The sequence below is a fragment of the Streptomyces sp. NPDC127129 genome (genome assembly GCF_042671585.1).
Lineage (GTDB): Bacteria > Actinomycetota > Actinomycetes > Streptomycetales > Streptomycetaceae > Streptomyces.
The window spans coordinates 269,198-293,053 of sequence record NZ_JBHXTV010000001.1 but is presented as its reverse complement, the minus strand read 5'-3'; the positions used below and the strand labels follow the sequence as shown (position 1 = coordinate 293,053).

At 72.5% G+C, this 23,856-nt stretch carries 20 protein-coding genes and 1 tRNA gene; 11 read left to right on the top strand and 10 right to left on the bottom strand.

Features of this window, described 5'->3' with window-relative positions; genetic code table 11:
* Positions 1 to 96: 96 nt before the first annotated feature.
* Both ACFVGW_RS01225 and ACFVGW_RS01220 read right to left on the bottom strand, forming a co-directional pair.
* Positions 97 to 1,794 carry a S8 family serine peptidase gene (locus tag ACFVGW_RS01225; RefSeq protein WP_383220975.1) on the bottom strand — a complete coding sequence of 566 codons (1,698 nt, stop codon included), beginning with the start codon at positions 1,792 to 1,794 and terminating at the stop codon, positions 97 to 99.
* Positions 1,795 to 2,465: 671 nt separating this feature from the next.
* Positions 2,466 to 3,329: a GNAT family N-acetyltransferase gene (locus ACFVGW_RS01220; RefSeq protein WP_383220244.1), complete on the bottom strand. Its 864-nt coding sequence runs from the start codon at positions 3,327 to 3,329 to the stop codon at positions 2,466 to 2,468.
* A gap of 229 nt (positions 3,330 to 3,558) precedes the next feature.
* On the opposite strand from ACFVGW_RS01220, the gene ACFVGW_RS01215 reads away from it, so the two are divergent.
* On the top strand, positions 3,559 to 4,620 hold the full coding sequence (locus ACFVGW_RS01215; protein ID WP_385850239.1) for a winged helix DNA-binding domain-containing protein: 1,062 nt from the start codon (positions 3,559 to 3,561) through the stop codon (positions 4,618 to 4,620).
* Positions 4,621 to 4,659: 39 nt separating this feature from the next.
* On the opposite strand, the gene ACFVGW_RS01210 is transcribed toward ACFVGW_RS01215, so the two are convergent.
* The 5 genes from ACFVGW_RS01210 to ACFVGW_RS01190 form a co-directional block, all read right to left on the bottom strand.
* Positions 4,660 to 5,628 (bottom strand): hypothetical protein, encoded by a 969-nt coding sequence (locus ACFVGW_RS01210; protein WP_385850238.1) that lies wholly within the window; start codon positions 5,626 to 5,628, stop codon positions 4,660 to 4,662.
* Positions 5,625 to 6,632, bottom strand: a complete 1,008-nt coding sequence (locus tag ACFVGW_RS01205) for an SPFH domain-containing protein (protein ID WP_383220247.1) — start codon at positions 6,630 to 6,632, stop codon at positions 5,625 to 5,627. The genes ACFVGW_RS01210 and ACFVGW_RS01205 overlap by 4 nt, the downstream gene beginning before the upstream one ends.
* Positions 6,633 to 6,685: 53 nt before the next feature.
* Positions 6,686 to 7,360, bottom strand: a complete 675-nt coding sequence (locus ACFVGW_RS01200; RefSeq protein ID WP_385850237.1) for a MerR family transcriptional regulator — start codon at positions 7,358 to 7,360, stop codon at positions 6,686 to 6,688.
* A gap of 133 nt (positions 7,361 to 7,493) precedes the next feature.
* Complete coding sequence (locus ACFVGW_RS01195) at positions 7,494 to 8,486, bottom strand: DMT family transporter (protein ID WP_385850236.1); 993 nt, start codon at positions 8,484 to 8,486, stop codon at positions 7,494 to 7,496.
* Positions 8,483 to 9,403 (bottom strand): phosphatase PAP2 family protein, encoded by a 921-nt coding sequence (locus ACFVGW_RS01190; RefSeq protein ID WP_385850235.1) that lies wholly within the window; start codon positions 9,401 to 9,403, stop codon positions 8,483 to 8,485. The genes ACFVGW_RS01195 and ACFVGW_RS01190 overlap by 4 nt, the downstream gene beginning before the upstream one ends.
* 146 nt (positions 9,404 to 9,549) lie before the next feature.
* Between ACFVGW_RS01190 and ACFVGW_RS01185 the strand changes: the two genes are divergently transcribed.
* From ACFVGW_RS01185 to ACFVGW_RS01175, 3 genes are all read left to right on the top strand, one after another.
* Complete coding sequence (locus tag ACFVGW_RS01185) at positions 9,550 to 10,167, top strand: TetR/AcrR family transcriptional regulator (protein ID WP_352192047.1); 618 nt, start codon at positions 9,550 to 9,552, stop codon at positions 10,165 to 10,167.
* Positions 10,168 to 10,196: 29 nt separating this feature from the next.
* Positions 10,197 to 10,571 (top strand): DUF488 domain-containing protein, encoded by a 375-nt coding sequence (locus ACFVGW_RS01180; RefSeq protein ID WP_385850234.1) that lies wholly within the window; start codon positions 10,197 to 10,199, stop codon positions 10,569 to 10,571.
* A gap of 79 nt (positions 10,572 to 10,650) precedes the next feature.
* Positions 10,651 to 11,901, top strand: a complete 1,251-nt coding sequence (locus ACFVGW_RS01175) for a cytochrome P450 (RefSeq protein ID WP_385850233.1) — start codon at positions 10,651 to 10,653, stop codon at positions 11,899 to 11,901.
* An 18-nt stretch (positions 11,902 to 11,919) separates the two neighbouring features.
* Here the strand turns inward: ACFVGW_RS01175 and ACFVGW_RS01170 are convergent, their stop codons facing one another.
* A complete protein-coding gene (locus tag ACFVGW_RS01170) occupies positions 11,920 to 12,381 on the bottom strand; it encodes a DUF309 domain-containing protein (RefSeq protein ID WP_385850544.1) in 462 nt (153 codons plus the stop codon).
* 147 nt (positions 12,382 to 12,528) lie between these two features.
* Here ACFVGW_RS01170 and ACFVGW_RS01165 point away from each other — a divergent pair.
* Positions 12,529 to 12,602, top strand: a tRNA-Pro gene (locus ACFVGW_RS01165).
* A 163-nt stretch (positions 12,603 to 12,765) separates the two neighbouring features.
* Here the strand turns inward: ACFVGW_RS01165 and ACFVGW_RS01160 are convergent.
* Positions 12,766 to 13,716 carry a glycoside hydrolase family 16 protein gene (locus tag ACFVGW_RS01160; RefSeq protein ID WP_385850232.1) on the bottom strand — a complete coding sequence of 317 codons (951 nt, stop codon included), beginning with the start codon at positions 13,714 to 13,716 and terminating at the stop codon, positions 12,766 to 12,768.
* A gap of 350 nt (positions 13,717 to 14,066) precedes the next feature.
* Here ACFVGW_RS01160 and ACFVGW_RS01155 point away from each other — a divergent pair, with 350 nt between their 5' ends.
* The 3 genes from ACFVGW_RS01155 to ACFVGW_RS01145 all read left to right on the top strand — a co-directional run bounded on the left by ACFVGW_RS01155 (position 14,067) and on the right by ACFVGW_RS01145 (position 17,880).
* Positions 14,067 to 14,303 carry a hypothetical protein gene (locus tag ACFVGW_RS01155; protein WP_352191748.1) on the top strand — a complete coding sequence of 79 codons (237 nt, stop codon included), beginning with the start codon at positions 14,067 to 14,069 and terminating at the stop codon, positions 14,301 to 14,303.
* A gap of 158 nt (positions 14,304 to 14,461) precedes the next feature.
* Entirely contained in the window at positions 14,462 to 16,612 is a 2,151-nt protein-coding gene (locus tag ACFVGW_RS01150; protein ID WP_385850231.1) for a bifunctional polysaccharide deacetylase/glycosyltransferase family 2 protein, read from the top strand.
* 2 nt (positions 16,613 to 16,614) lie between these two features.
* The gene (locus ACFVGW_RS01145) at positions 16,615 to 17,880 is read left to right on the top strand and encodes an acyltransferase (protein ID WP_385850230.1); all 1,266 of its coding nucleotides are present in this window, start codon (positions 16,615 to 16,617) and stop codon (positions 17,878 to 17,880) included.
* Between the two features lie 21 nt (positions 17,881 to 17,901).
* Here ACFVGW_RS01145 and ACFVGW_RS01140 read toward each other — a convergent pair whose 3' ends face one another.
* Positions 17,902 to 20,490 carry a SpoIIE family protein phosphatase gene (locus ACFVGW_RS01140; protein ID WP_385850229.1) on the bottom strand — a complete coding sequence of 863 codons (2,589 nt, stop codon included), beginning with the start codon at positions 20,488 to 20,490 and terminating at the stop codon, positions 17,902 to 17,904.
* A 209-nt stretch (positions 20,491 to 20,699) separates the two neighbouring features.
* On the opposite strand from ACFVGW_RS01140, the gene ACFVGW_RS01135 reads away from it, so the two are divergent.
* The 3 genes from ACFVGW_RS01135 to ACFVGW_RS01125 all read left to right on the top strand — a co-directional run bounded on the left by ACFVGW_RS01135 (position 20,700) and on the right by ACFVGW_RS01125 (position 23,829).
* On the top strand, positions 20,700 to 21,587 hold the full coding sequence (locus ACFVGW_RS01135) for a LysR family transcriptional regulator (protein ID WP_385850228.1): 888 nt from the start codon (positions 20,700 to 20,702) through the stop codon (positions 21,585 to 21,587).
* Between the two features lie 175 nt (positions 21,588 to 21,762).
* Positions 21,763 to 22,416 (top strand): hemerythrin domain-containing protein, encoded by a 654-nt coding sequence (locus ACFVGW_RS01130; protein WP_385850227.1) that lies wholly within the window; start codon positions 21,763 to 21,765, stop codon positions 22,414 to 22,416.
* A gap of 102 nt (positions 22,417 to 22,518) precedes the next feature.
* Positions 22,519 to 23,829, top strand: coding sequence for an SgcJ/EcaC family oxidoreductase (locus ACFVGW_RS01125; RefSeq protein WP_385850226.1), 1,311 nt, complete (start codon positions 22,519 to 22,521; stop codon positions 23,827 to 23,829).
* Positions 23,830 to 23,856: the final 27 nt, after the last annotated feature.

The window sequence follows — 23,856 nt, the reverse complement described above, 5'->3', positions numbered from 1 at the left end:
ATGTCGGTCACCACGCCAGGACGCGCTCGTGGTGTAGACCACGAGCGCGCCGCTGACCAGCAATTATGCTGTTGTGGGGGGTGGTTCAGGTGGGGCTCAGAAGGTGAGGCTCCACGAGTCGATGTAGCCGGTGTCACCCGACGCCACGTCGCGGACCTGCAGCTTCCAGGCGCCGTTGGCGACCTCGCTCGACGCGTCCACCGTGTAGGTGGTCACGACGTTGTCGGCGCTGTCCGAGCCGGAGGAGGCCTTCAGGTTGCGCACCGTGCCGTCGGGGGCGATCAGGTCGATGACCAGGTCCCCGCGCCAGGTGTGCTTGATGTCCACGCCGACCTTGAGGGCGGCGGGGGCGTTGCCGGTGCGGCCGGTGACGGAGATCGTCGACGACACGGTGGTGTTGTCGGAGATCGTCACGTCGGTCGCGTTCGTGAAGACGGTGCCGGTGGGCGGCGTCGTCGTGGTGACCGCGTCCACGGTCTTCGCGGCGTCGGCGATGCCGGTGCCGCAGCCGCCGGTGCAGGTGCCGGGCAGCGGGCGGGCGTTGGCCTTGATCGCGGACTCGATCTCGGCCGGGGTGAGGCCGGTCTTCGCCGACTTCAGCAGCGCGGCGAGGCCGGCGATGTGCGGCGCGGCCATCGAGGTGCCCTGGTAGGGCTGGTAGTTCTCCGCCGACTGGGTCGTCGTGCCGGAGTTCAGCGTGGAGTAGATGCCGTTCTGCGGCGTGGTGATCGTGCCCGGCGTGTCGGTCGCGCGGCGGGTCTCGCCGCCCGGCGCGGCCACGTCCACGATGGTGCCGTAGTTCGAGTAGAACGAACGGTTGCCCTCGCGGCTGGTGGACGCCACGTTGATGACGTTCGCGCAGTTCGCCGGGGTGAAGCCGGACGCGTTGGCGTTGCTGTTGCCCGCGGCGACGACGACGGTGGTGCCGCGCGAGACGGCCCCGTTGATCGCGGTCTGGTAGACGCTCGGGCAGGTGGAGCTGGCGCCGCCCAGGCTCAGGTTGATGACCTTGGCCGGGGTCGCGTTGGCCGCGACGCCCGGCACGGAGCCACCGGACGCCCAGGTGATCGCGTCGGCGATGTCGGCGGAGGAGCCGCCGCACTTGCCGAGCACGCGCACGGGCTGGATCTTCGCGTTGTACGCGATGCCCGCGATGCCCTTGGTGTTGTTGGTGACCGCACCGATGGTGCCCGCCACGTGGGTGCCGTGCCAGGAGGAGTTGGAGGCCTTGGAACCGAGGCCGCACTCGTTGTCGGTGGCGTTCCAGTCGCCCTCGTCCTTGGCGTTCGCGTCACGGCCGTTGCCGTCGCGGGCGTCCGCGGAGTCGGAGATGAAGTCGTAGCCGGCGACGACGTTGGTGGCGAGGTCCGTGTGGGTCGCGTAACCGGTGTCGATGACGGCGACGGTGACGCCGGAGCCGGTGGTCTTGTCCCAGGCGGTCGGGACGTTCATGCCGCCGGTGGCCTCGAAGAGGTCCCACTGCTTGGCGTAGTCGGTGTCGTTCGGAGCGACCGCCATCGCGTACGCGCGGATGTCGGGCTCGACCGAGGCGACCTGCGGGTCGGCGCGGAAGGCGTCCATGACCTCGGCCACGTCCTGCTTCGTGGCGCTGTCGCCCAGGTCGACCAGCGCGCCACCGCCGGCGAGGCGGCGCTCGAAGGCGAGGCTCTCGCCGGTCGCGGCGCCCTTGGCGGCCGCGTCGCTCTTCGCGGCGGCGTTGGAGCCGGCCTCGGCGGTCCTGGACTTGTAGGTGACGATGACCTTCTCGACGGGCGCGCTGGGCAGCGCGGTCATCGCCTGTGCGGCCGGAGCCGGCTTCGGCGTGGCAGCGGCCGGGGCGGCGGCGAACGCCCCGGAGGAGGTGGCTGCGGCGCCGATGATCGCGGCGCTCGCGACCACGACGGATATGACTCTCCGCCTGGAACTGTTCAAGGTGTTCCCTTTCAGGCACGACGTAGGTGCGGAGCAGTGGCGGCGGCGCGGGAGCCACGGGGCGATGTGGGGTCGCGGTCCGTCGGTCCCTGGGCTTGGGGGGCCCGTGCGCCGCCACCGGCGACGCGACGGCCCGGGTCAAGGCCGTCACCGGCGGACACTACCCACCGCTCCCCATGAACCTGACAGGCGGGGCGGGGGATGGGATCTGCCGGTGCGGCAGACAGTAGGGAACGGCGAGATGAACCCGATACGGGGAAAACCCTTGTCGGCCCCCGAGGGGGGCGAGGGAGGGTGTGCAGGGCACGCGCGGGTTGACGCGTGGTGAGCCCGGGCAGGCGACTTCCGGCCGGAATTGTCGCTACGCAAAGCGCACATGACGGATGATTTCGGTACAGGGGAAAGCCTGTGGTCGGCCAGACTGCGGAACGAGCCCCGCCGCTTGCCCGGCATCAAAACCCCTGCGGCGGTGTGCTCGGCCGAAGACCGAAACCCTGTGCCGGGCCGATCCGGCCTGATCCGAAAGACAGGCCCTAGCCCAGTTCGAGCGTCGTCACTCCGAAGACCCTCTCCCGAGCCACCGGCCGGACCTCGCCCGTGTACATCCGCGCCGTCTCGAAGGTGGGCTCGAGCCCCCGCTCCAGGGCGAGCGCGGCCGCGGAGGGGTTCGCCTCGGGCATGTCGACGGCGATGCGCGGCGAACCGAAGGCCCGCGCCTCGGCGGCCAGCCCGTCCAGGAGCGCGGCGGCGTCGGCCGGCGTGTCCGCGAAGAGCGGCCCGACGCGCGCCTCGTCCTCGGCCGGCCGGACCACCCCGTACCCCGTGAGCCGTCCGTCGACGACCCGTGCCAGCGCCCGATGGCCCGGGGTGGTCAGCCACGGCGCGAGGAAGCGCGGCCGGTCGGCGTGGTGACAGGTGCCGTCGTACGCGGCGAGGACGGCCGGGTCGACCCGCGCCGCGGGGACCACGTCCGGAGCGGGGACGCCGCCGCCGACCTCCCCGACGTACCGTGCGGTGCGATGGGCCAGGGCGAATCCCGAACGCCGGTAGTTGTCCTGCTGGTCCGGTACCCCGTCGAGGCCGACCGTCCGCCCGCCCGCGTGGGCGAGCCCGGCGCGCCAGGTCGCGAGGCCGTGGCCGCGGCCGCGCTGGTCGGGGCGGACGAGGTAGAAGCCCAGGAAGGCGTACCGGTCGCTGTAGTTGACGACCGAGACGGCGGAGACGGGCTCCCCGTCGATCCGGCCGAGGAAGAACCCCTCCGGGTCCTGGGCGAAGAACGCCGGGGCGTCGGAGAGCCCCGGGTTCCACCCCTCCGCCGCCGCCCAGTCGCGCACGAGCGCCCAGTCCTGGAGCGTGGCCGGGGTGACGTGGAGCGTGCCGGGGGTGCGGGAGGCCATGGAGATCCTTGAGGGGGCGAATGGGGCGAAGCCGTCCGATCCTAGCGAGCACGCCGGCCCTGTCCGGTGCGCGCCGATGCTTTCGAGACATGCCGCCCCGCCCACAGTTCAGGACAGGAGCTGACCGCTGTTGCTGCGAGGGTGATGTCCGCAGTCGCCACCGACCCGGCGGCTCCGGGCCCGCCCGCGAAGGCCGCCCGGACAGCCCACCCCCGAACCTGAGAGCACCATGACAGTCCTCGACAATCGCGCCCTCAACCGCGCCACCCTCGCCCGCCAGTACCTGCTGGAGCGTGCGGACACATCCGTACGGGACGCCGTGGCGCACCTGTGCGGCATGCAGGCACAGGAACCCCAGGAGCCGTTCACCGGCCTGTGGTCCCGGCTGCGCGCCTTCGCGCCGCGGCACCTGGACGACGCGCTGACGGGCCGTCTGGTCGTGCGCACCCACCTGATGCGCCGCACCGTCCACCTGGTCACCGCCGACGACGCGCTCGCCTGGCGGGCCCGCCACGACACCATGCTGCGCCAGCGGGTGCTGGCCACCTACCGACGCGAACTCGCGGGCCTCGACGTGGACGAGGTGGCCGCTGCCGGCCGAGCCGTCATGGCCGACGGCGAGCCCCGCACCATGGCGGAGCTCGTCCAGGCGGTCGGGGACCGCCGGCCCACGCCTCCGCGCCGCGCCCTGGGCGAGCTGCTCGTCGCCTCCCTCATCCCCATGGTCCAGCTCCCGCCCCGCGGCCTGTGGCGCGCCAAGGGCGGTGTCCGGAACGTCCCCCTCGCCACCTGGCTCGGGCGCGACGTCGAACCGCTCTCCGACGACGGGACCGACCCGACCGGGCAGGCGTTGGTACGGCGGTACCTCGCCGCCTACGGTCCCGCCGCCACCGCCGACCTCCGCGCCTGGAGCGGCCTCGCCGGACTGCCCGCAGCCGTCAAGGCGGTCCGCGAGGAACTCGTCTCCTTCCGCGACGAACGCGGCCGCGAGCTCCTCGACCTGCCCGGCGCACCACGACCGGACCCGGACACCCCGGCGCCGGTGCGCTTCCTCCCGGCCTTCGACAACGCGATCCTCGGCTTCGCCGACCGCAGCCGGATCATCGACGACGCCCATCTCGGGCTCTCCGTCGCCGGTCAGCGGGCGGTCCTCGTCGACGGTCGCGTCGCGGCCACGTGGACGGTCCACGACGACCGGGTCGCCGTCGCCCCGCTCCGCACACTCACCCCCTCGGAGCGGGAAGCCGTCCACACCGAGGCCGAAGGCCTCACCACGTTCCTGTGCAGCTGAACGCGGCAGGGGCCGAGGGGCGTGAGCCGTCCGCGGCGCTCATCCCACGAGCCGGAGCGCCGTGTCCGCCACCCCCACGCGGACCGTCTGGCCCCAGGTCAGTTCCAGGGCGTCCGACTCCATGCCGTCCCCGAAGGCGACCAGGCGGTCCGACTCCACCGTGAGGTGGAGGGCGTTCCCGGCGTTCAACACGCCCTCCACCCGCGTGGTGCCCGTCGTCGGGGACGGCCAGGCCTCGCGGACGAACCAGGCGAGGCGGCGGGCCGTCGGGGCGGGGAGGGCCAGGGGGCTGGAGCGTTCGAGCCAGAGGGAGCGGAGCCAGCCCGTCGCGCCCGTGCCCGTACCGATGAGGACACCCGAGGAGGCCTGCGGCTCCGGCGCCGAACCCGCCGAACCCGCCGGACCCGCCACCACCCCCTCCGCGCCCGATGCCGGGCCCCTCCCCTCGGTGCCGCCGTCCACCGCGAGGGTGTAGCGCGCGGTCTGGTGGCTCGGCGGGCCGAGGTAGATCTCGTTCAGCGCGAGGAGCCGCTGCGCGTCGTCCGTCACCGCCTCCGCCATCGTGAGCTCGTCCACCCCCGTGCTCTCCGCCGACGCGGCCGCCGACCGGAGCAACGTCCCCGCGTCCGCCGCCCGATGGCGGACGAGGACCCCGGGGTTGCGCCCCGGATCGGTGTCGATGCCGACGACCGGCTGACCGTCCAGGTACTTCGCGGCGTTGGCCACCAGCCCGTCCTGCCCGACCACCACGACCACGTCCTCGGGACCGAACAGGAACCGGTCCAGGTCCGTCCGCTCCACCGTCGCCTGCCGCCACGACAGCGGCACCGCCGCCGCGACCTCCGCCAGCGCCCGCCGGTTGCGCTCGTGCCGCCGCCGTACGTCCTCGATGCTCCGGCCCCGGCTGGACAGGAAGAACTCCGCCTGCCCGTGCGTGCCGTGACGCGCGAGCAGCCCCTCGTACTCCGTGACGCGGTGCACGAGCACCGCGCGCGGTGCCAGGCTCACGACGACGACCCGCCGCCGCCCAGCCTGCCGAGCAGCGCGGTCAGCACGTCGGGGGAGACCGTCACGCTCTCGATCCGCGGCAGGTTCTCCGCCGCCCTGGTCGCCGCCAGCGCGTGCAGTGTCCCGGCGTCGACCTCCCCGTGCACCCGCAGCCACGCCGCCTGCGCGGCCGCCCGTGCCTCGCCGACCTCCCGCGCCGCCTCCGCCTCGGCGCGCGCGAGCCGGACCTTCCGTACCGCCTCGGCCTCCGCCCGTACGGAGTCGGCGGCAGCGCTCTCCTCGGCCTCGCGGCGGGCGTTGGTACCGCGCTGGTCGACGAGCCGCTCCTCCTGCCGGGCCAGCTCGATCTTGCTGGCGAGCTCGTTCTCGGCGATGGTCCGCTCACGCTCGACCGCCACGGCCCGCCGCTCGTACGTCGCCCGGTCCGCCTCCTGCTGGATCTGCTCGCGGGCCGGGGTGCGCAGCGCCCGCTCCACCTCCGGCTCGGGACGGATCGCCACCACCCGTACCGCCACCACCTCGATGCCGGTGGCCGGCAGTCGCGGCTCGGCCGCGAGCCCGTCGGCGATCCGGTCGCGCACCGCCGCCACGCCGTCGACCAGCGCCGCCGCCAGCGGAGTGCGCGCCAGGACGTCGAGGGCGTGCTGCTGGGCCGTCTCGGTCAGCAGCGTGGCGATCTGCTCCAGCGGCGCACCGCGCCACGCGCCCGTGTCCGGGTCGATGGAGAAGTCGAGCCGGGTGGCGGCCGCCTCCGGTTCGCCGATCCGGTACGTGACGGTGGACTGCACGCTCACGTCCTGGAAGTCGGCCGTCCGCGCGTGGAACGCCATCGCCAGCTCCCGGTCGTTCACCGGTACTTCGGAGAGCGCGGCGGACAGGGAGCGGTACCAGAAGCTCAGGCCCGTCCCGTCGTGGACGAGGCGTCCGCGCCGGTGGTGACGGATGTGCGCGGTGGGCGCGGACCGCAGATGGCGCCAGCCGGCGCGGCGGGTGATGTCGGCCATGAGAAACTCCCCCTTGTCGTCATGTTGACGATAGCGGGATCCGTTCGTTTTCGTCAAGGTGACGAAAGTGGAGCTTCCGGCGGTGGGGCCGTGTCGTGCCGATGTGCCGAGACGTCCTCGTGCGCCAGGCGGCGCAGGGCCAGCAGGATCGGCTCGTAGAGCATCGTGTACGCGACGGCCGCCTCGATCGCCTCCTCCACGACCGGGTAGTCCTCCATCACCGCGTACTCCTCGGCGGCGATCGGGTGCATCACCTCGGCGTACCGCCGGATGTGCTCGACGCCGCCCCGGTAGCCCAGGGCGCGGAGCGTCACGACCGCCCGGGTCAGCGCGGCGAGCGCCGGCGCCCCGTCGCTCACCCGCCAGCCCATCTCGGCGAGCAGGTCGCGCATCTCGGCGAAGACCTCGTCCCAGCGCGCACGCTCGGGGTCGGAGGGCTCGGGCGGCGAGATCTGAGGGCCGAGCATGTACGCGGCGACGGCGACGCGCTCGTGGCGCCCGGAGGCGGGGTCGTCCGCCACCGCCAGGACGTCCCGGGCCTGCTGGACCGTCATCCCGCCCACCGTGAGGAGCGCCCGCACCAGGCGCAGCCTGCGCAGATGCTCCTCGCCGTACGCCGACTGACGGGCCGTGACCGGCGTTCCCGGGGGCAGGAGCCCCTCACGGAGGTAGTACTTCACGGTGGCCACCGACACGCCCCCGCGGTCGCTCAACTCGGAGAGGCGCACAAGCGGTTCACCGTTCCCGTCGTCTCGGGACGCGCACCGGGGAGTTCCGCTCCGGGCCGTCCGCTCCGGCCATCGAGGATAGGGCAGCTATCCAAAAGGGGCCGGTGGCTGCCCGGGACGGGCTGCCCCGCCGTCAGCCGACGACGGCCGCCGGGGCGGTGGCGGGGGAGGCCGCCGGGACGGTGGTCGCCTCGTCCGTACGGGGGAGGGGCAGTGGCTGTCCGGAGGCGACGACCGGAGACGGGCCCGGGGTGTTCGGGGGTACGGGCAGGGTCCCCGGCCCGGTCGTCAGGAGTACGACCCCGCGTGCCGCCACCGCCGAGGCGGCTGCCGCGACCAGCCAGCCCCACACGCCCGCGCGGAACGTCTCGCCGAGCAGCGCCACGCCGATGACCGCGGCGGCGGCCGGGTTGGACAGGTTCACGACGGCCAGCGGCGCGGCGAGGCCGCCCCGGTAGGCGGTCTGCGAGAGCAGCAGCCCGCCCACGGCGAAGGCCGAGATCAGGACGGCGATCAACGCCGTCTGCCACCAGGCCGCCGGTCCGCCCGGCAACTCGCGCGCGAGCGCGGCCGTCAGCGTCTGCGTCAGCGCGGAGCCGACCCCGGAGGCGATCCCCGAGGCCGTGGCGTGCCCCAGCCCCCGGCCGCGGCCCGGCCGACGCCGTCCGCCCGAGGCGAGGGCGGCGATCAGGAGCGCCGTCACCGCCGCGACGACGAGGGCCTCCCGGGGGCTGAGCGCGTCGCCCGGGGTCGCCGGTCCGGTCACCGAGATCAGGCCGACGAGGCCGGCCAGCGTCCACAGCGCGCCGCGCCACTCCGCCCGGGTCACGCGCCGCCGCGCGTAGTGCGCCCCCAGGGGCAGCGCGGCCACCAGGGTCAGCGCGCCGAGCGGCTGAACGAGGGTCAGCGGGCCGTAGTGCAGCGCGGCCACGTGGGCGAGCGCGCCCGCCGCGTTGAGGCCGACCGACGACCACCACTGGCCACGGGCGAGCAGCGCGCGGAGCGCGCCGCTTCCGCCGTGGGTGGACGAGGCGAGCCGCGACTGGGCGACGGCGGCCAGCGCGTAACCGGCCGTCGAGACCAGGGACAGGAGGACGGCCAGCAGCGTGCCCTGGAGGCCGTTCATCGCAGGACCTCCGCCGGACGGGGAGCCGCGGCGCGCAGGACCGGCTCGGGGGTGGTGGCGGCGGAGGCGGCGGACCCGGGGGCGGCGACCCCGGAGGCTGCGGACCCGGGGGCGGCGGCACGGGAGGCGGCCTGGCCGGACGTGGCGGGTCCGGAAACGGAGGGTCCGGTGCCCGGGGTCCGGACGACCGCGAGCGCGACACCGAGCAGGGCCGCCGCCGCGAGGGCGTCGAACCAGTAGTGGTTGGCGGTGCCGACGATCACCAGCAGGGTCAGCGCCGGATGGAGCAGCCACAGCCACCGCCATCGCGTACGGGTCGCGGCGATCAGGCCGATCGCGACCATCAGCGCCCAGCCGAAGTGGAGCGAGGGCATCGCGGCGAACTGGTTCGCCATCGAGTCCGTGGCGGGGGTCGCGCCGTACACCGACGGACCGTAGACCCGCGCCGTGTCGACGAGACCCGTCGCGTCGAGCATCCGCGGCGGGGCGAGCGGCATCAGGAGGTGCAGCGCGAGCGCGGCGGCGGTGAGGAGCGCGAGGACGCGCCGGGACCAGAGGTAGTGGTCCGGCCGCCGCCAGTAGAGCCAGGCGAGGAACGCGATCGTGGCCGGGAAGTGCACGGCCGCGTAGTAGGTGTTGGCGGTCCGTACGAGCGCTTCGCCGTGCATCAGGAGGGCCTGCACGGACCCTTCGCCGGGCAGATGGACGGCGCGTTCCGCCTCCCAGATCCGGTCGGCGTTGTGGAAGGCCCGCAGCTCGTGCCCGTTCGCGAAGAGCCGGCCGAACTTGTAGACGAGGAACAGTGCGGAGACGAGCAGCAGCTCGCGCCCCAGGGGCGGCCTCGGGGTGCGCGACGGGTCCGGGGTAGCGGCCGGCCCCGGTCCGGTGGGACGTGTCCCGCGTATCCCGGCAGCCATGCCGCGGCCCCTTTTTCCGTCAAAACGCCAGCAAACGGAGGAAGCCTAGATCCGAATTCATCGAGACGCAAGCGTCTCGATACGTTTGCGTCTCGATTGTGCACCCCCTACTCTCGTATGTGCAGAGAGCTGTCCGGGAGGAAGCCATGTCCACGCAGGCCGCGACCGAAGCCGCCCGCCGCAGCAAGATCACCCCCGAGCGGGAGACCGAGCTGTACGAGGCCGTGCTCTGCCTGCTCCGCGAGGGCGGATACGACGCGGTGACCATGGAGGGCGTCGCGGCCCGCACCAAGTGCGGCAAGGCGACGCTCTACCGGCAGTGGGGGACCAAGCCGAAGCTCGTCACGGCCGCCCTGTCCAAGCAGCGCTGCGTGTTCTTCGCCGGCATCGACACCGGTTCGCTCGCCGGCGACCTCCGCGAGGCCGCCCGCCTCGCCTCGACCCGCCGCGACCACGACGCCGAGCTGATGGAGGCCGTCAGCCAGGCGTACGTCCAGTACCCCGACCTGCGCGAGGCGCTCCGCGAGACCGTCATCAGCCCCGAGATCGCCGCGCTCGACGAGATCCTCCGGCGGGCGGCGGAACGCGGCGAGATCGACCCGGACAACCCGGCGGTCGGTTTCGTCGCCCCCTGTTTCCTCGGCATGCTCCGCATCGAGCGGCTCTTCGAGGAGAGGTTCGCCGACGCGTCGACCATGCGCGCCTTCGTCGACTCCGTCCTCCTGCCCGCCCTGATGCCCGCCGCGGGGCGCGCCGAGGTGTGACCGCCCGTCCCCTCCGGCACCCTGGACCCATGCCTACCGCCAGCCCCGACGTACGCGTCCGACGGATCTACGAAGCCCCCTCGCCCGACGACGGCGTACGGGTCCTGGTCGACCGCCTCTGGCCGCGCGGCCTCGCCAAGGCGGACGCGCGGATCGACGAGTGGCCCAAGGCGCTCACCCCCTCCACCGAACTGCGCCGCTGGTACCACGGCCCGGAGGGCTCGTACGAGGAGTTCTGCCGGCGGTACGAGGACGAGCTCGCCGAACCCGGGGCCGCCGAGGCGCTCGACCGGCTGCGCACCCTCGCCGCCCGGGGACCCGTCACCCTTCTCACCGCCGCCAAGGACCCCTCCGTCAGCCACACCTCGGTCCTCGAACGCGCGCTGGCCGACTCCGCGTCGTAGCCAGGGACACGCGGGCCGGTCACCATGACGTGACAGCACCCTGCCCGAGTTCCGCACCTTCCCGTTCCGGAGGCGCCGCGTGGACCCGAAGACATCCGCACCTCACGAGCTGCTCGACGCGCTGCAGCGCGACCCCTACCCCCTCTACGCACGTGCGCGGCAGACCGACGGTCTGACCTTCGTCCCCGAGCTCGACGCCTGGCTGGTCGCCCGGGACGCCGACGTCCGCGAAGTGCTGCTGCGGGCCCACGACTTCTCCTCCGCCCAGTCCCTGCGGCCCGACGTCCTGCCCGCGCCCGCCGTCCTCGGCGTCCTCGCCCGCGGCTTCGGGAAGCGGCCCACCGTCGTCTCCACGGACGGCGCCGCGCACCGCCGCCACCGGGGCCCGATCAACCGCGGTCTCTCGGCCGCGCGCGTCGCGGCCCTCACGTCGTACGCCGCCGAGGTCGCCGGCCGACTCGCCGACGGCTTCGCCCCGGACGGCCGCACCGAGGTGATGGCCTCCTACGCGCGCGAGCTGCCCGGCGCCGTCATCGGCCGGCTCATCGGCTTCGACCCCGAGGACGTGCCCGCCGCGGTGCACGGAGGACACCGCGCCGAGCAACTCCTCTTCCGCCCGATGCCCGAGGACGAACAGCTCGCCGCCGCCGAGGACGTCGTCGCGCTCCAGCACCTCCTGGACCGCTACGCCCGCGACCGGCGCGCCGAGCCGCGCGACGACCTCTGCTCCGCGATGGTCGCCGCCCTGGCCCCCGACACCGGCCTCGGGCCCGGCACGCGTGAACTCACCGACGACCAGCGGCACGAACTCGTCTCCAACCTGCAGAACCTCCTCATCGCCGGCCACCTGACCACCACCGCGCTGATCGGCACCGCCCTGTTCCACCTGCTGTCCCACCGCGACCAGTGGGAGCTGCTCTGCGCCCGGCCCGAGCTCATACCCGGGGCGGTGGAGGAAGCGGCCCGCTTCGACACCGCCGTCCAGGGATTCCGTCGTACGGCCACCCGCCCGGTCGTGCTCTCCGGAACCGAACTGCCCGCAGGAGCCACCGTCTTCGTCGCCTACGGCTCCGCCAACCGCGACCAGGCGCGCCACGAGGACGCCGACACCTTCGACATCACCCGGCCCGCGAGCCCCACCCGCCATGTCAGCTTCGGCCACGGCGCCCACGGCTGCCCGGGCTCCCAGCTCGCCCGCACCCAACTCCGGCTCACCCTGGAGCTGTTCACCCGCCGGTTCCCCGGTCTGCGGCTCGCGAAGGACCAGGAGGTCGTGATGCGGCCGACCATGATCCACCGCTCGCCCCTGGAACTCCCGGTCACCTGGTGACCCCCGCGAGGCGCCGCGTCACTCCCCGAGCAGACGCGGCGCCTCGGCGGCGGCGTCCGTCACGCCGTCCGTGCGGCCGGCCAGCGCACGGGCCCACCGTACGAGTCCGCCGACATCGATCCCGTACGGGTCGGGCTTCCCGTCGATCCGCCCGGCGCCGCGCAGCAACAGCCGCGCCCCGCCCGCCGCGTTGCCCCGTGCCGCGTGCGTCAGCCCCACCGCCAGCTGGGCGAGCCCCTGCCAGAGATCCCGCTCGTCGGCGGGACCGCTCTTCCAGGCGTCCTCGAAGACCTCGTGCGCGTGGAACGGCATCCCCGCGTCGAGGAGCCGCTGGGCCTCGCGCACCGTCGCCTCCGGGGTCCGCACGACGCCCTCGGGCTGCCGAGGCACCCCCTCGGCCCCGTACGGCAACGGCCGCCCCAGCCCGTCCCGGGGCCGCCCACTGCGCGCCCGCCCCTCCGTGTCCCGGTCCCTCGGCATCCTGCCCACGCTCCCATTCTCCCCGAGCCCGCCCCGCCTGGGCGGATACCACCCGCGACCCGGCAGGGGGTGCGCCCCGGAGCCGCACGGAGTGGGGTAATGTTCTCTTGCACGCCGCCGCCGGGAACAAACCGGGGGCACGGGCATCGGGACGTGGCGCAGCTTGGTAGCGCACTTGACTGGGGGTCAAGGGGTCGCAGGTTCAAATCCTGTCGTCCCGACTCGAAGGAGTCGCAGATCGAGGGGCCGTTTCAGAGCAATCTGAAACGGCCCCTCGATCGTTTCCGGGGACTGTTCGGGACAGCGCAGTCGACCGACCGGAGCGCACCTCGACCCGGTCGAGGTGCGCTCCGTGGGGCGGGGCGTCGGCGCCCGCTCGGTTCGTCAGGGCTTCGGGACCGTGTTGACGTAGTCGGTGCCGGTGCCGTGGAAGCCGTCCACCGTCTTCTGGACGTCCGCCGGGGAGACGGCCTCGTCGGCCTTGTGGTAGACCCAGTCGACCTTCATGTCCCAGATGCGCCGGCCGCCGGCGAAGGGGAGGTCGATGAGCCAGTTGCTGAAGTGGATGTCCATCTGCTCGCGCGGGACGTACTTGCCGGAGCTGGTGAAGAGCTTCTTGCCGTCCAGGGAGTAGGTGACCTTTCCGTCCATGGCGGTGATCATCATGGTGTGCCAGCCATCGAGGCGCCGCTCGAGGGTCTTGTGGACCCGGTCCGGCGGGTCGGCCCTGTACCAGCTGACGTTGTCGAGCTGCGGACCCACCGAACCCCAGCCGCCGTTCGGCAGGTACTCGAAGTCGAGTTCGCTGTAGTTCTCCGAGGAGTCCGAGGGGGAGATCGGGAAGAAGGTCTGGACGACGTGGTCGCCGTCGCGTCCGTCCGTGGGCTTGTCGCTGAGGTGGACCCGGGCGGCGAAGGTTCCCCAGAAGAAGTTCCGGCTCGTGGTCTGCACCTCGGCCTGCGTGGTGCCCTGCGCGGTGCCGTCGGTGGAGGAGCGCAGGCGTAGGACCTTGCCCCCCTCGGCCGTCGGGTCGGAGAGGAAGTCGGCGCCGTCGGCGCTCCAGGTGTCCTTGATCCCCGGGCCGCCCCCGCCGGTACGGACCTCCCAGCCGTGCGCGGCGAGGGAAGGGTCGTCGGCGCCGGTGTAGTTGAAGTCGTCGAACAGCGTTCCCGGCGGTCCGGTGGGCGTCGGCGAGGCGTCGTGCGCGGGCCCGGCGGCGTCGGCGCCCCCGCCGGTCGCGGGGTCGGCGGAACACGCGGCGAGTACGCACAGGAGGGCGGGCAGTGTGAGCGCGGTCCACGCGCGGCGACGAGAGGTGCGGCGAGGCTGGCTCACACAGGCTCCTTGGGGCGTAGAGGCGGTGACTGGACACGCCCGTTGCATGCGGATCGATCGCTGATCGCAGGAATCGAGCGGTCATCCTAGCGAAGGATTCAAGCCACCCCGCCTCGTGTTCGCGACCTGGCCATCCAAGGGTCAGGAGACGCCCGTTGAGATACCGATCCGGTCACGACACTTGATCGGACTATGCCAAATACGTACATCGCGCACCAATCGATGGCGGTCATGAGTTACGGTCCGCTCTACGCTTCAGCGGTCTCCATACTCTGCACAAAAAGGCCACAAGTATGCGCCAAGTCGCCACATATCCCGGGCGTGGATCGGTCTACTCGGCACAGCCCGGCGTGGCCGAATCACGTCAGGAGGAGCCTGCTCCGGCACCGGTGTTCGTCGACCAGTCGGGTCTGCGCAGCCGTCTGTTCCGGCGCTTCGGCTGGCCGGTCTCCGTGGTCGGCGCGATCCTGGCGGCCGCCATGGGCGGCAGCCTGATCGGCATGCAGTCGGACGCCCCGGCGATGGAGATTCCCCCGAAGCCCGCGTACCTGCCCACCAGGGGACCTCTGTCTCCCTCCTGGCCCTAGAGGGCGCGGTCGGCGACACCCCACCCGACACGTTCGGCCATCACGCCGGACACCGTGACATTCCACGGCATACCGCGACCGTCGTGCCGCCCGGAGCGACGCCTGCGGGCCCGCCGAGCGTGCCTGATCCTCCGCACCACCCATCTCCAGGAGCGTCCTTGTCCCGCCACCAGCGTCGTCGGCAGTCCCTGCTGAGACCGCGCCGACTGGCTGCGCCGCCGCTGCGCTTCTTCATGCCGCTGTCCCTGCTGGCCTGCCTGCTCGCGCTCCTCGTCCTGCGCGGCCTCGCCACCAACGAGGCCTTCCACGACGACCGGATCGCGACCTCGGTCGACAAGACGATGGTGCCGCGCCACCTGCTCAAGGGCGGCCCGATCATCGACGCGCGCGGCGACAGGAACGAGCGCCCGGTGAGCTACCGGGTCCCCGACCGCACCGTGGTCCTGAGCTTCGACGACGGCCCCTCGCCGGAGTGGACCCCGAAGATCCTGGACGTGCTCGCGGCCCACGACATCCGCGCGGTCTTCTTCGTGACCGGTGCGATGACCACGCGCCACCCGGAGCTGATCCGGCAGATCGTCGCGGGCGGCCACGAGATCGGCGTGCACACCTTCACCCACCCCGATCTGGTGTACCAGTCCGAAGCCCGGATCAGCTGGGAGCTGGCACAGACGCAGCTGGCGCTGGCCGGAGTCGCGGGCGTCCACAGCGCCCTGTTCCGCCCGCCGTACTCCTCCGACGCCTCGGCGCTCGACAACTGGAACTACCCGGTGATCAAGTACGTGGGTTCCCACGGCTACCTCACCGCGTTCATCGACCGCGACACCGACGACTGGAAGCGTCCCGGCGTCGACGCGATCGTCAAGGCGGCGATGCCGCGCAAGCCCGGCGCGGGCGAGCTGATCCTGCTGCACGACGCGGGTGGCGACCGTACCGAGACCCTCGCCGCGCTCGAGCAGATCATCGAGAAGCTGCAGGGCGAGGGGTACCGCTTCGCCACCGTCTCCGAGGCGCTCGGCGCCACCGACGCCACCGTGCCGGTGCACGGCTACCAGCTGTGGGCGGGCAAGTGCTTCATCTGGGCCAGCCAGGCCGCCGTGCTCACCCTGCCGGTGCTGGTCGCGCTGCTGGCTGTCGTCGGCTTCCTCAACTTCGGCCGGTTCGCGCTGATGCTGGTCCTCGCGCCGCTCCACGCCCGGCGCTCCCGTCGGCGGGACGCGTGGGGACCACCCGTCACCGAGCCGGTCACCGTCCTCGTCCCGGCCTACAACGAACGCGAATGCATCGCGAACACCCTCAACTCGCTGGCCGCCAGTGACTATCCGATCGAGGTCATCGTCATCGACGACGGCTCCACGGACGGCACGGCGGACATCGTCGAGGCGATGGCCCTGCCGTTCGTCCGGCTGATCCGCAAGGCCAACGGCGGCAAGTCCACCGCGCTCAACTTCGGCATCGCGGCCGCGTCGCACGACATCATCGTGATGATGGACGGCGACACCGTCTTCGAGCCGTCCACCGTGCGCGAGCTGGTCCAGCCGTTCGGCGACCCGGCGATCGGCGCGGTCGCGGGCAACGCCAAGGTCGGCAACCGCGACAGCCTGATCGGCGCCTGGCAGCACATCGAGTACGTCCTCGGCCACAACCTGGACCGCCGGATGTACGACATGCTCAACGTCATCCCGACCATCCCCGGCGCCGTCGGCGCCTTCCGCAAGGAGGCCCTGCGTCGGGTCGGCGGAATGAGCGACGACACCCTCGCCGAGGACACCGACATCACCATGGCGGTGCTCTGCGACGGCTGGCGGATCGTCTACGCCGAGCGGGCCCGCGCCTGGACCGAGGCCCCCGCCAGCCTCCAGCAGCTCTGGTCCCAGCGGTACCGCTGGAGCTACGGCTCCATGCAGGCGATGTGGAAGCACCGCCGCGCCGTGACCTCCCGCGGCCCGGCGGGACGCTTCGGCCGGCTCGGGCTGCCGCTCGTCGTGATGTTCGGCGTGGTCGCCCCGCTGCTCGCGCCGCTGGTCGACATGTTCCTGCTGTACGGCGTGCTGTTCGCGGACGCCCCGATCACCCTCACCAGCTGGGGCGGCTTCATCCTGCTCCAGGCCGTGCTGTCGTGGTACGCCTTCCGGCTCGACGGCGAGAAGACCCTGCATCTGATCAGCCTGCCGATCCAGCAGCTGGTCTACCGGCAGCTGATGTACATCGTCCTGCTGCAGTCCACGATCACGGCGCTGACCGGTGGCCGACTGCGCTGGCAGAAGCTCCGGCGCACCGGCGAGGTCGCCGCACCGGTGGAGGCCTGACCATGACCGCATCCTTCGATTACGGGGGCTCCCAGGACACCCTCCGGCTGCGCGTCCCCGCCGTTCTGCGACGGGAACCGGCGCACCAGCCGGAGCCGGACCCCACGGCACCGTCCAGAGCCAAGGGCGGCCGGGACCGCTATCTCGACCTGCTGCGCGCCCTGGCGCTGGCTCGCGTGGTGCTCTACCACAACTTCGGCTGGTTCTGGCTGCCCGTCGTCTTCCCGTCGATGGGCGTGATGTTCGCCCTGGCCGGGTCGCTGATGGCCCGTTCCCTCAGCCGGCCCGCCCCCGGCGTCATCCGGGGCCGCCTGCGCCGACTGCTGCCGCCGATGTGGCTGTTCGGCGCGGTCGTCCTCACCCTCGAGATCGTCGACGGCTGGGGGCCCGAGGCCGAGGGGCATCCCGACTGGTGGTGGGGCAAGCTGCTGTTCTGGCTCGTGCCCCTGAGCACTCCGCCGTACGCCGACTCGCTGAACGGTTTCGACGGTCTCGTGGGGCCGGGCTGGGCGGTGCAGGTCGTCGTCCCGCTCTGGTACCTCCGCGCGTACCTCTGGTACGTCCTGCTCTCCCCGTTGATGCTGTGGGCGCTGCGGCGGATGCCGGTGGTGACGCTGTCCGTGCCGCTCGCGGTGACGGTCGTGCTGAACACGTTCCTCATCGACCAGGAGTTCCTCTACGGCCGGGTCTGGGAGAACCTCAGCGACTTCGCCATGTTCGGCTCCTGCTGGATCCTCGGCATGGCCCACCAGGAGGGCCTGCTCAAGAAGATCCCGCAGTACGTCGTGCCGTCCGTCGCGCCGCTGATCATGGTGGCCGGCTGGTGGTACCTGCAGACCCGGCCGGTCGATCCGACCGTGCCCACCGACATCGAGAGCTGGCCGATCGCCCAGGCGCTGTGGTCCTTCGGCTTCGTCGCGATCCTGCTCCACGTCAGTCCTTCCTGGGAGCAGTGGCCCCGACCGCTGGAACGCTGGAACGGCCTGATCAGCCTGCTCAACGCACGCGCGGTCAGCGTCTACCTCTGGCACCAGGTCGCGTTGGTGGCCGCCATCCCGCTGATCGATCCCCTCTGGTCCGTCGGCTTCTTCTACGAGCACTTCCAGTGGCTGCTGATGAGCCAGTGGTTCCCGCTGCTGGTGGCGATCCCGCTGACCGGACTGCTGGTGCTGACCTTCGGCTGGGTCGAGGACGTGGCCGCGAAGCGCTCTCCGCGGCTCTTCCCGTACCCGCGCCGCGTACGGGGCAGGCGCCGGGCCGGCGCCTGACGCGGACCGCCCGACCGCGCCTCAGGAGGGGGCACCGCCGTCGGCGGGCAGGAGCTGTTCGGCCCAGATGACCTTGCCTTCCGGCGTGTAGCGGGTGCCCCAGTGCTCGCTGAGCTGCGCCACCAGGAACAGTCCGCGGCCTCCTTCGTCCGTGGTGGCGGCGTACCGCAGATGCGGGGCGGTACTGCTGCCGTCCCACACCTCGCAGGTCAGGGTGCGGTCGTGCAGCAGACGGACGCGCACCGGCGCCGCGCCGTACCGGATGGCGTTGGTGATGAGCTCGCTGAGGATCAGTTCCGTGGTGAAGGCGAGCTCCTCCAGGCCCCACTCCTCGAGCTGCTTGGCCGCGAGGCTGCGCACCGCGCCGACTTCGCTCGGGTCGGACGGCACGTCCCACTGGGCGACCTGGTCGGGGCTCAGAATCCGGGTCCGGGCGATGAGCAGCGCGATGTCGTCGGACGGCCGGCTGGGGAGCAGGGCGTCCAGTACGGAGCGGCGGGTGGCGTGAGGGTCCCGGTCGGGGTGGCTCAGCGCCGTGCGCAGCCTTTCCAGGCCCTCAGCGATGTCGCGGCTCCGCTCCTCGACCAGCCCGTCGGTGTACAGGACGAGCTGACTGCCTTCCTCCAGGTGCAGTTCCATGGTCTCGAACGGCATGCCTCCCAGCCCCAGCGGAGGGCCGGCCGGCAGTTCCGAGATCGTCGTCGTGCCGTCCGGGGCGACCACGAGCGGCGGCATGTGCCCTGCCCGCGCCATGGCACAGTGCCCGGAGACCGGGTCGTACACGGCGTACAGGCAGGTCGCGCCGAGGACGCCACCGTTCACGGCGGCGCTGTCGCCCTCCTGGTCCATGCGCTGGACGAGGTTGTCGAGACGGGCGAGGAGTTCGTCGGGCGGCAGGTCCAGGGAGGAGAAGTTGTGCACCGCCGTGCGCAGCCGCCCCATGGTGGCCGCTGCGTGCAGGCCGTGCCCGACGACGTCCCCGACGATGAGCCCGACGCGGCTGCCCGGCAGCGGGATCACGTCGAACCAGTCCCCGCCCACCCCGGACTGGGCGGGCTGGTAGAAGTGCGCGACGTCCACGGCGCTCTGCTCGGGCAGATCCTGCGGCAGCAGACTGCGCTGGAGCGTCACGGCGAGATTGTGTTCGCGGGTGTAGCGGCGGGCGTTGTCCATGGTGACCGCGGCGCGGCCGACGAGCTCCTCGGCCAGGGACAGGTCGTCCTCGTCGAAGGGCTCCGGCTTCTGTGACCGCCAGAAGTTGACCACCCCGAGCACGACACCCCTGGCCTTCAGCGGAGCCGCGATGAGCGAGTGGATCCCGTAGTCGACGATCGCCGATGTGCGGGGCGGGTCCTGGGCGTGCCAGCCCGGTGCGTCATGGAGATCGGGCACGAGCTCGGCCGCGCCCGTGCCGTATCCGCGGGCCTGCGGCGTGGACGGCAGGAAGTCGATCAGGCTGCCGAGCGGGTACAGAGGGTGATCGGAGCGGATGCCGCTGACCGCCGTGCGCCGCATGTCGGCGCCCGGGCCGGGGTCGTCGCCGTCCAGCACCGGGTCGGCCAGGTCGACCGTGACGAAGTCGGCGAACCGGGGAACGGCGACGTCGGCCAGCTCCTCCGCGGTGCGTACGACGTCGAGCGTGGTGCCGATGTCGCCCCCGGCGTCGTAGAGCAGCTTGAGCCGCCTGCGGGCCGTCTCCGCCCGGCTGCTGAGGAGCTGCATCTCGGTGGAGTCGCGGATGGTGACCGCCGAGCCCTGCGGGCGGCCCTGGGGGCGGGTGTGCCGCTGATTGACCACGAGCAGCCGGTCGCCGGCCTCCAGCACCTCGTCGGTGGCCTCCCGGCCGGACAGCAACAGTTCCGCCATCCGGCGGTCCATGCCGACCTTGTCGACGGGGCGCCCTTCGGCGTCGTCCGGCAGGCCGAGCAGCCGTCCGGCCTCGTCGTTCGCCAGGAGCAGGCGTCCTTCGCCGTCGGTGATCAGCACCCCTTCGCGGACGGCGTGCAGCACCGCGTCGTGGTGCTCGTACATACGGGTCATCTCCTGCGTACCGAGCCCGTGGGTCTGGCGGCGCAGTCGTCGGCTGATCAGCGCCGTGCCGACGGTGGCCAGAGCCAGACCGCCGGCGATGGCCAGGAGGATGACCGGAAGCTGGCGGTCGGCGATGCCGGCCACGCTCTCCACCGTCAGACCTGCCGAGACGAGGGCGACGACCTCGCCCTGCGGGGAGGTGACCGGCACGATCGCCTGGATCTCCGTGCCGAGCGGCCCCTCCACACTCTCGGTGAGCACCTGGCCGGCGAGCGAGGGCTCGATCGTGCCGACGAACCGCTCGCCGATGCGGTCGGGCTGGGGATGGCTGTAGCGGATGCCCTCGGTGTCCATGACCACGATGAAGTCCACCCCCGCGACCTTGCGCGTCTCCTCGGCGAGGGGCTGGAGCGTCGCGGACGGGTCCGGCGAATTCAGCGCTTCCTGCAGGCCCAGGGACTTCGCGAAGGTCTGTGCCACCGAGACGGACCGGTTGCGCGCCTCACGGTCGATGTCGTGCTGTGACTGCAGCAACAGGGCCAGCAGCGCCCCTGCGGCGAGCAGCACCACGATCGCCACCTGAAGGACGAAGACCTGTCCGGCGACGCTTCCAAATCTTTTGCCTAGGTTCGACCGCACCGGGACGCCGGGCACGAGAGACAGGACGGAGTCACAACCCCAGTTGTAGCACTTCCTCCCAACCAGGGCGGTCGGCGATCACGCTGTGTATCGGGGCGGGCACCCCACTATCGTTCTCGTGGGCCGGTGGGGGACCGAACGGGGGCGTGATGGAGCTGCGGGACATCGAGATCTTTCTGGTGCTGGCCGAGGAGCTGCACTTCGGCCGGACCGCCGAGCGGCTCCTGATCTCCCAGGCGCGGGTCAGCCAGGCCATCAGGAAGCAGGAGCGACGCATCGGTGCCGCGCTGTTCGAGCGCACCAGCCGCACCGTGCGGCTGACCGTCGTGGGCCGGCAGCTGCGCGACGACCTGCAGCCGGTCTACGCGGGCCTGCACCAGTCCCTGGAACGGGCCCGGCTGGCCGCCCGCGGCGTCACCGGCAGGCTTCGCGTCGGCATGATGCCGTTCAACGTCGTCGACCTCCATCCCTACTGGAGGGCGTTCCGCTCGCGGCATCCGCAGTGGGAGCTGGAGATCCGTCAGGAGGCGTACGTGGATCTGTTCGGCCGGCTCCGCGAGGGCGAGATGGACGTGCTCGTCACCTGGCTGCCCGTGGAGGAGCCGGACCTCACCGTCGGTCCGGTCCTGTGCACGGACCCCCGCATCCTCGCCGTGTCCGCCGACCACGAGCTCGCCCGGCGGACGTCGGTGCGACTGGAGATGTTCGCCGACTTCCAGCACGCCATGGCACCCGACATGCCGGACTACTGGGAGGACGGCTATCTGCCCTTCCACACGTCCGAGGGGAGGGTGATCGAGCGCGGGCGGCCCGTGACCAACGCGGAAGAGCTGATCAACCGGGTCGGCATGGGCGAGATCGTCCACAGCTTTCCCAGCCATGTCACCCGGCACTGGGGCATGCCGAACATCCGGTGGATACCCGTCACGGACATGGCGGCCCTGTCCTACGCCCTGGTCTGGCGGACCGAGGCCGAGAACGAGCCGATCGGTGCACTCGCCGCCGTCGTCCGCGAACTCGGCGCGACGAGGTTCTGACGCGCCGCCGCGTCCGGGCGCCGGGGCACCGCCGCCCCTCCTGTGCCGATCCATAACCCTCGGGTTATCGATCGGCGAACGAAGTCCGCGTTGATCCGGACACGGCTCCCACGGGAGGCTTGAGGCGCCAGAGCGGGCGTTCGTCGAGGTCACCGGAGCCAGGAGTCGGACAGACGTGAGAGACAGGTTCGACATGACCGTGACGTACGCGATGCACGACGCGCTGCGAAGGGAGCTGTACTCCCTCGCCGGTGCCGCCGCCCGCGCCGACCCCGATCCGCGAACCGTCCTGCGCACCGCGGGCTGGAAGCTGTTCCGGAGGGCTCTGCACGCCCACCACGCCGCCGAGGACGACGCGCTGTGGCCCGCCCTGCGCCAGGCTCTGCACGGCCGTCCCCTAGCCCTGGCGCGGCTGGAGGTGATCGAGGCCGAGCACGCCGTGCTCGCCCGCCTGATCGAGGCGATCGACGAGGCGTCGGCCGGCCCCGATGCGGGTCTGGACCTGATCGGTGAGCTCACCGGCTCGCTGGTCACCGGTCTGCGCGGACATCTCCGCCATGAGGAACGGGCGGTGTTCCCGCTCGTCCAGGCCATCCTGAGCGAGGAGCAGTGGGAGCACTTCGGGCGCGTCCACGCCCAGCGGATCGGGGTCGACGCGGCCCGGATCCTGCCGTGGCTCCTGGACGGTGCCGCCGAGCGGACCGTGGCCGCCGTTCTGACGCAGCTCCTGCCCGAGTCCGAGCACCGCGCCTATACGGACCGATGGCAGCCCGCCTACGCGGCGCTCGACCGCTGGGGCATCCGCGCCGCTCCCGACGGCACCCCCTGACCGAGCCGCTCCCACCGGCACCCTCTGACCGCGCTGCCGCCGAGGCGCCTCACCACACCATCGTCCGAGACGAGACGTATCGTGCCAGAAGACGGGAATGCCATGAAGGTTCTGCTCACCGGTGCCACCGGCTACATCGGCTCCGCCGTGACCGAGCACCTCGCCGCCGCCGGCCACCAGGTCGTCGCGCTCACGCGCAGCGCCGAGCCGCGGCCCGGCCGGGCCTGGTACGCGCAGTCGGTCGGTGACACCACGGATCCGGCCTCGCTGGCCGGAGCGGTGACCCCCGACATCGACGGCGTGATCCACCTCGCTCCTCCGAGCGGTGACGAGGACGTCGACGCCGCCGTCGTCGAGGCGCTCGCCGCTCCGCTCCGCGGGACCGGCCGCCCCTTCGTCTACACCAGCGGCGTCTGGGTCCTCGGCGCCACCGGCGACGCCCGGGAAGTCCCCGAGGACACCCCGACCGACCCGATCGGCATCGTCGGCTACCGCCCGCGGATCGAGCGGCGGGTACTGGCCGAGGCCGCCGAGGGCGTGCGCGCGGCCGTCGTCCGGCCCGGCATCGTGTACGGCCGTGGCGGCGGCATCCCCGCCATCCTGGTGGACCGGGCCCGCGGGCAGGGCGTCCCCGAGTACTACGGCGAAGAGGGTGTGCGCTGGCCGACCGTCCATGTGGACGACCTGGCCGAGCTGTTCGTGGCCGCCGTCGAGCGGGCCGGGGCCGGCACCGTCTGGCACGGCGTCGGCGAGCCGGCTGTCCCGGTCCGTGACCTCGCCCGGGCCGCCGGCCGCGCGGCCGGAGTCCTCGCCTCCCCGCAGGCGGTGCCGGTGGAGCAGGCCGCCGAGGTCTACGGGCCGCTCTTCGCGGAGGCGCTCGCCCTCGACCAGAGCGTGAGCGGTGCCGCCGCCCGTACCGGTCTCGGCTGGCGGCCTGAACGGCCGGGCGCGGTGGCCGAGCTGGTGTGGGGCTCCTACCGGCCGGTCGAGGTGTTCGGCGCACCCGACGCCCCCGAGACCGACGCCGACGTGGCCGCGATCCGCCGCCTGGTCGCCGAGGTCGAGCACGCCCAGCAGAACGAGCTGGCCGACCGGTTCCTGAGTGTCTTCCGCCGGCAGGACCCGGTGTGGACCACCGGCCACGGCAGGCGGCTGTCGGGCTTCGAGGAGATCGAGACCTTCACCCGGAAGGTACTGCCCGGTGCGACGGCCGAGTCCACCGCCGTCTACGACGTCGAGCGCGTGCTGTTCCTGCGGCCCGACGTGGCCGCGGTGAACGTCCGTCAGCAGCCGGTCCGCCACGACGGCACCCGGATCGCCGGCCGGCCCGAGGGCCGCCCGTTCTACATCCTGGTGAAGGAGGACGGCACCTGGCGCGTCGGCGCCGCCCAGAACACGGTCGTGGCCGACTGACGAACCGCACGGGCCCGCCGGGCCCTC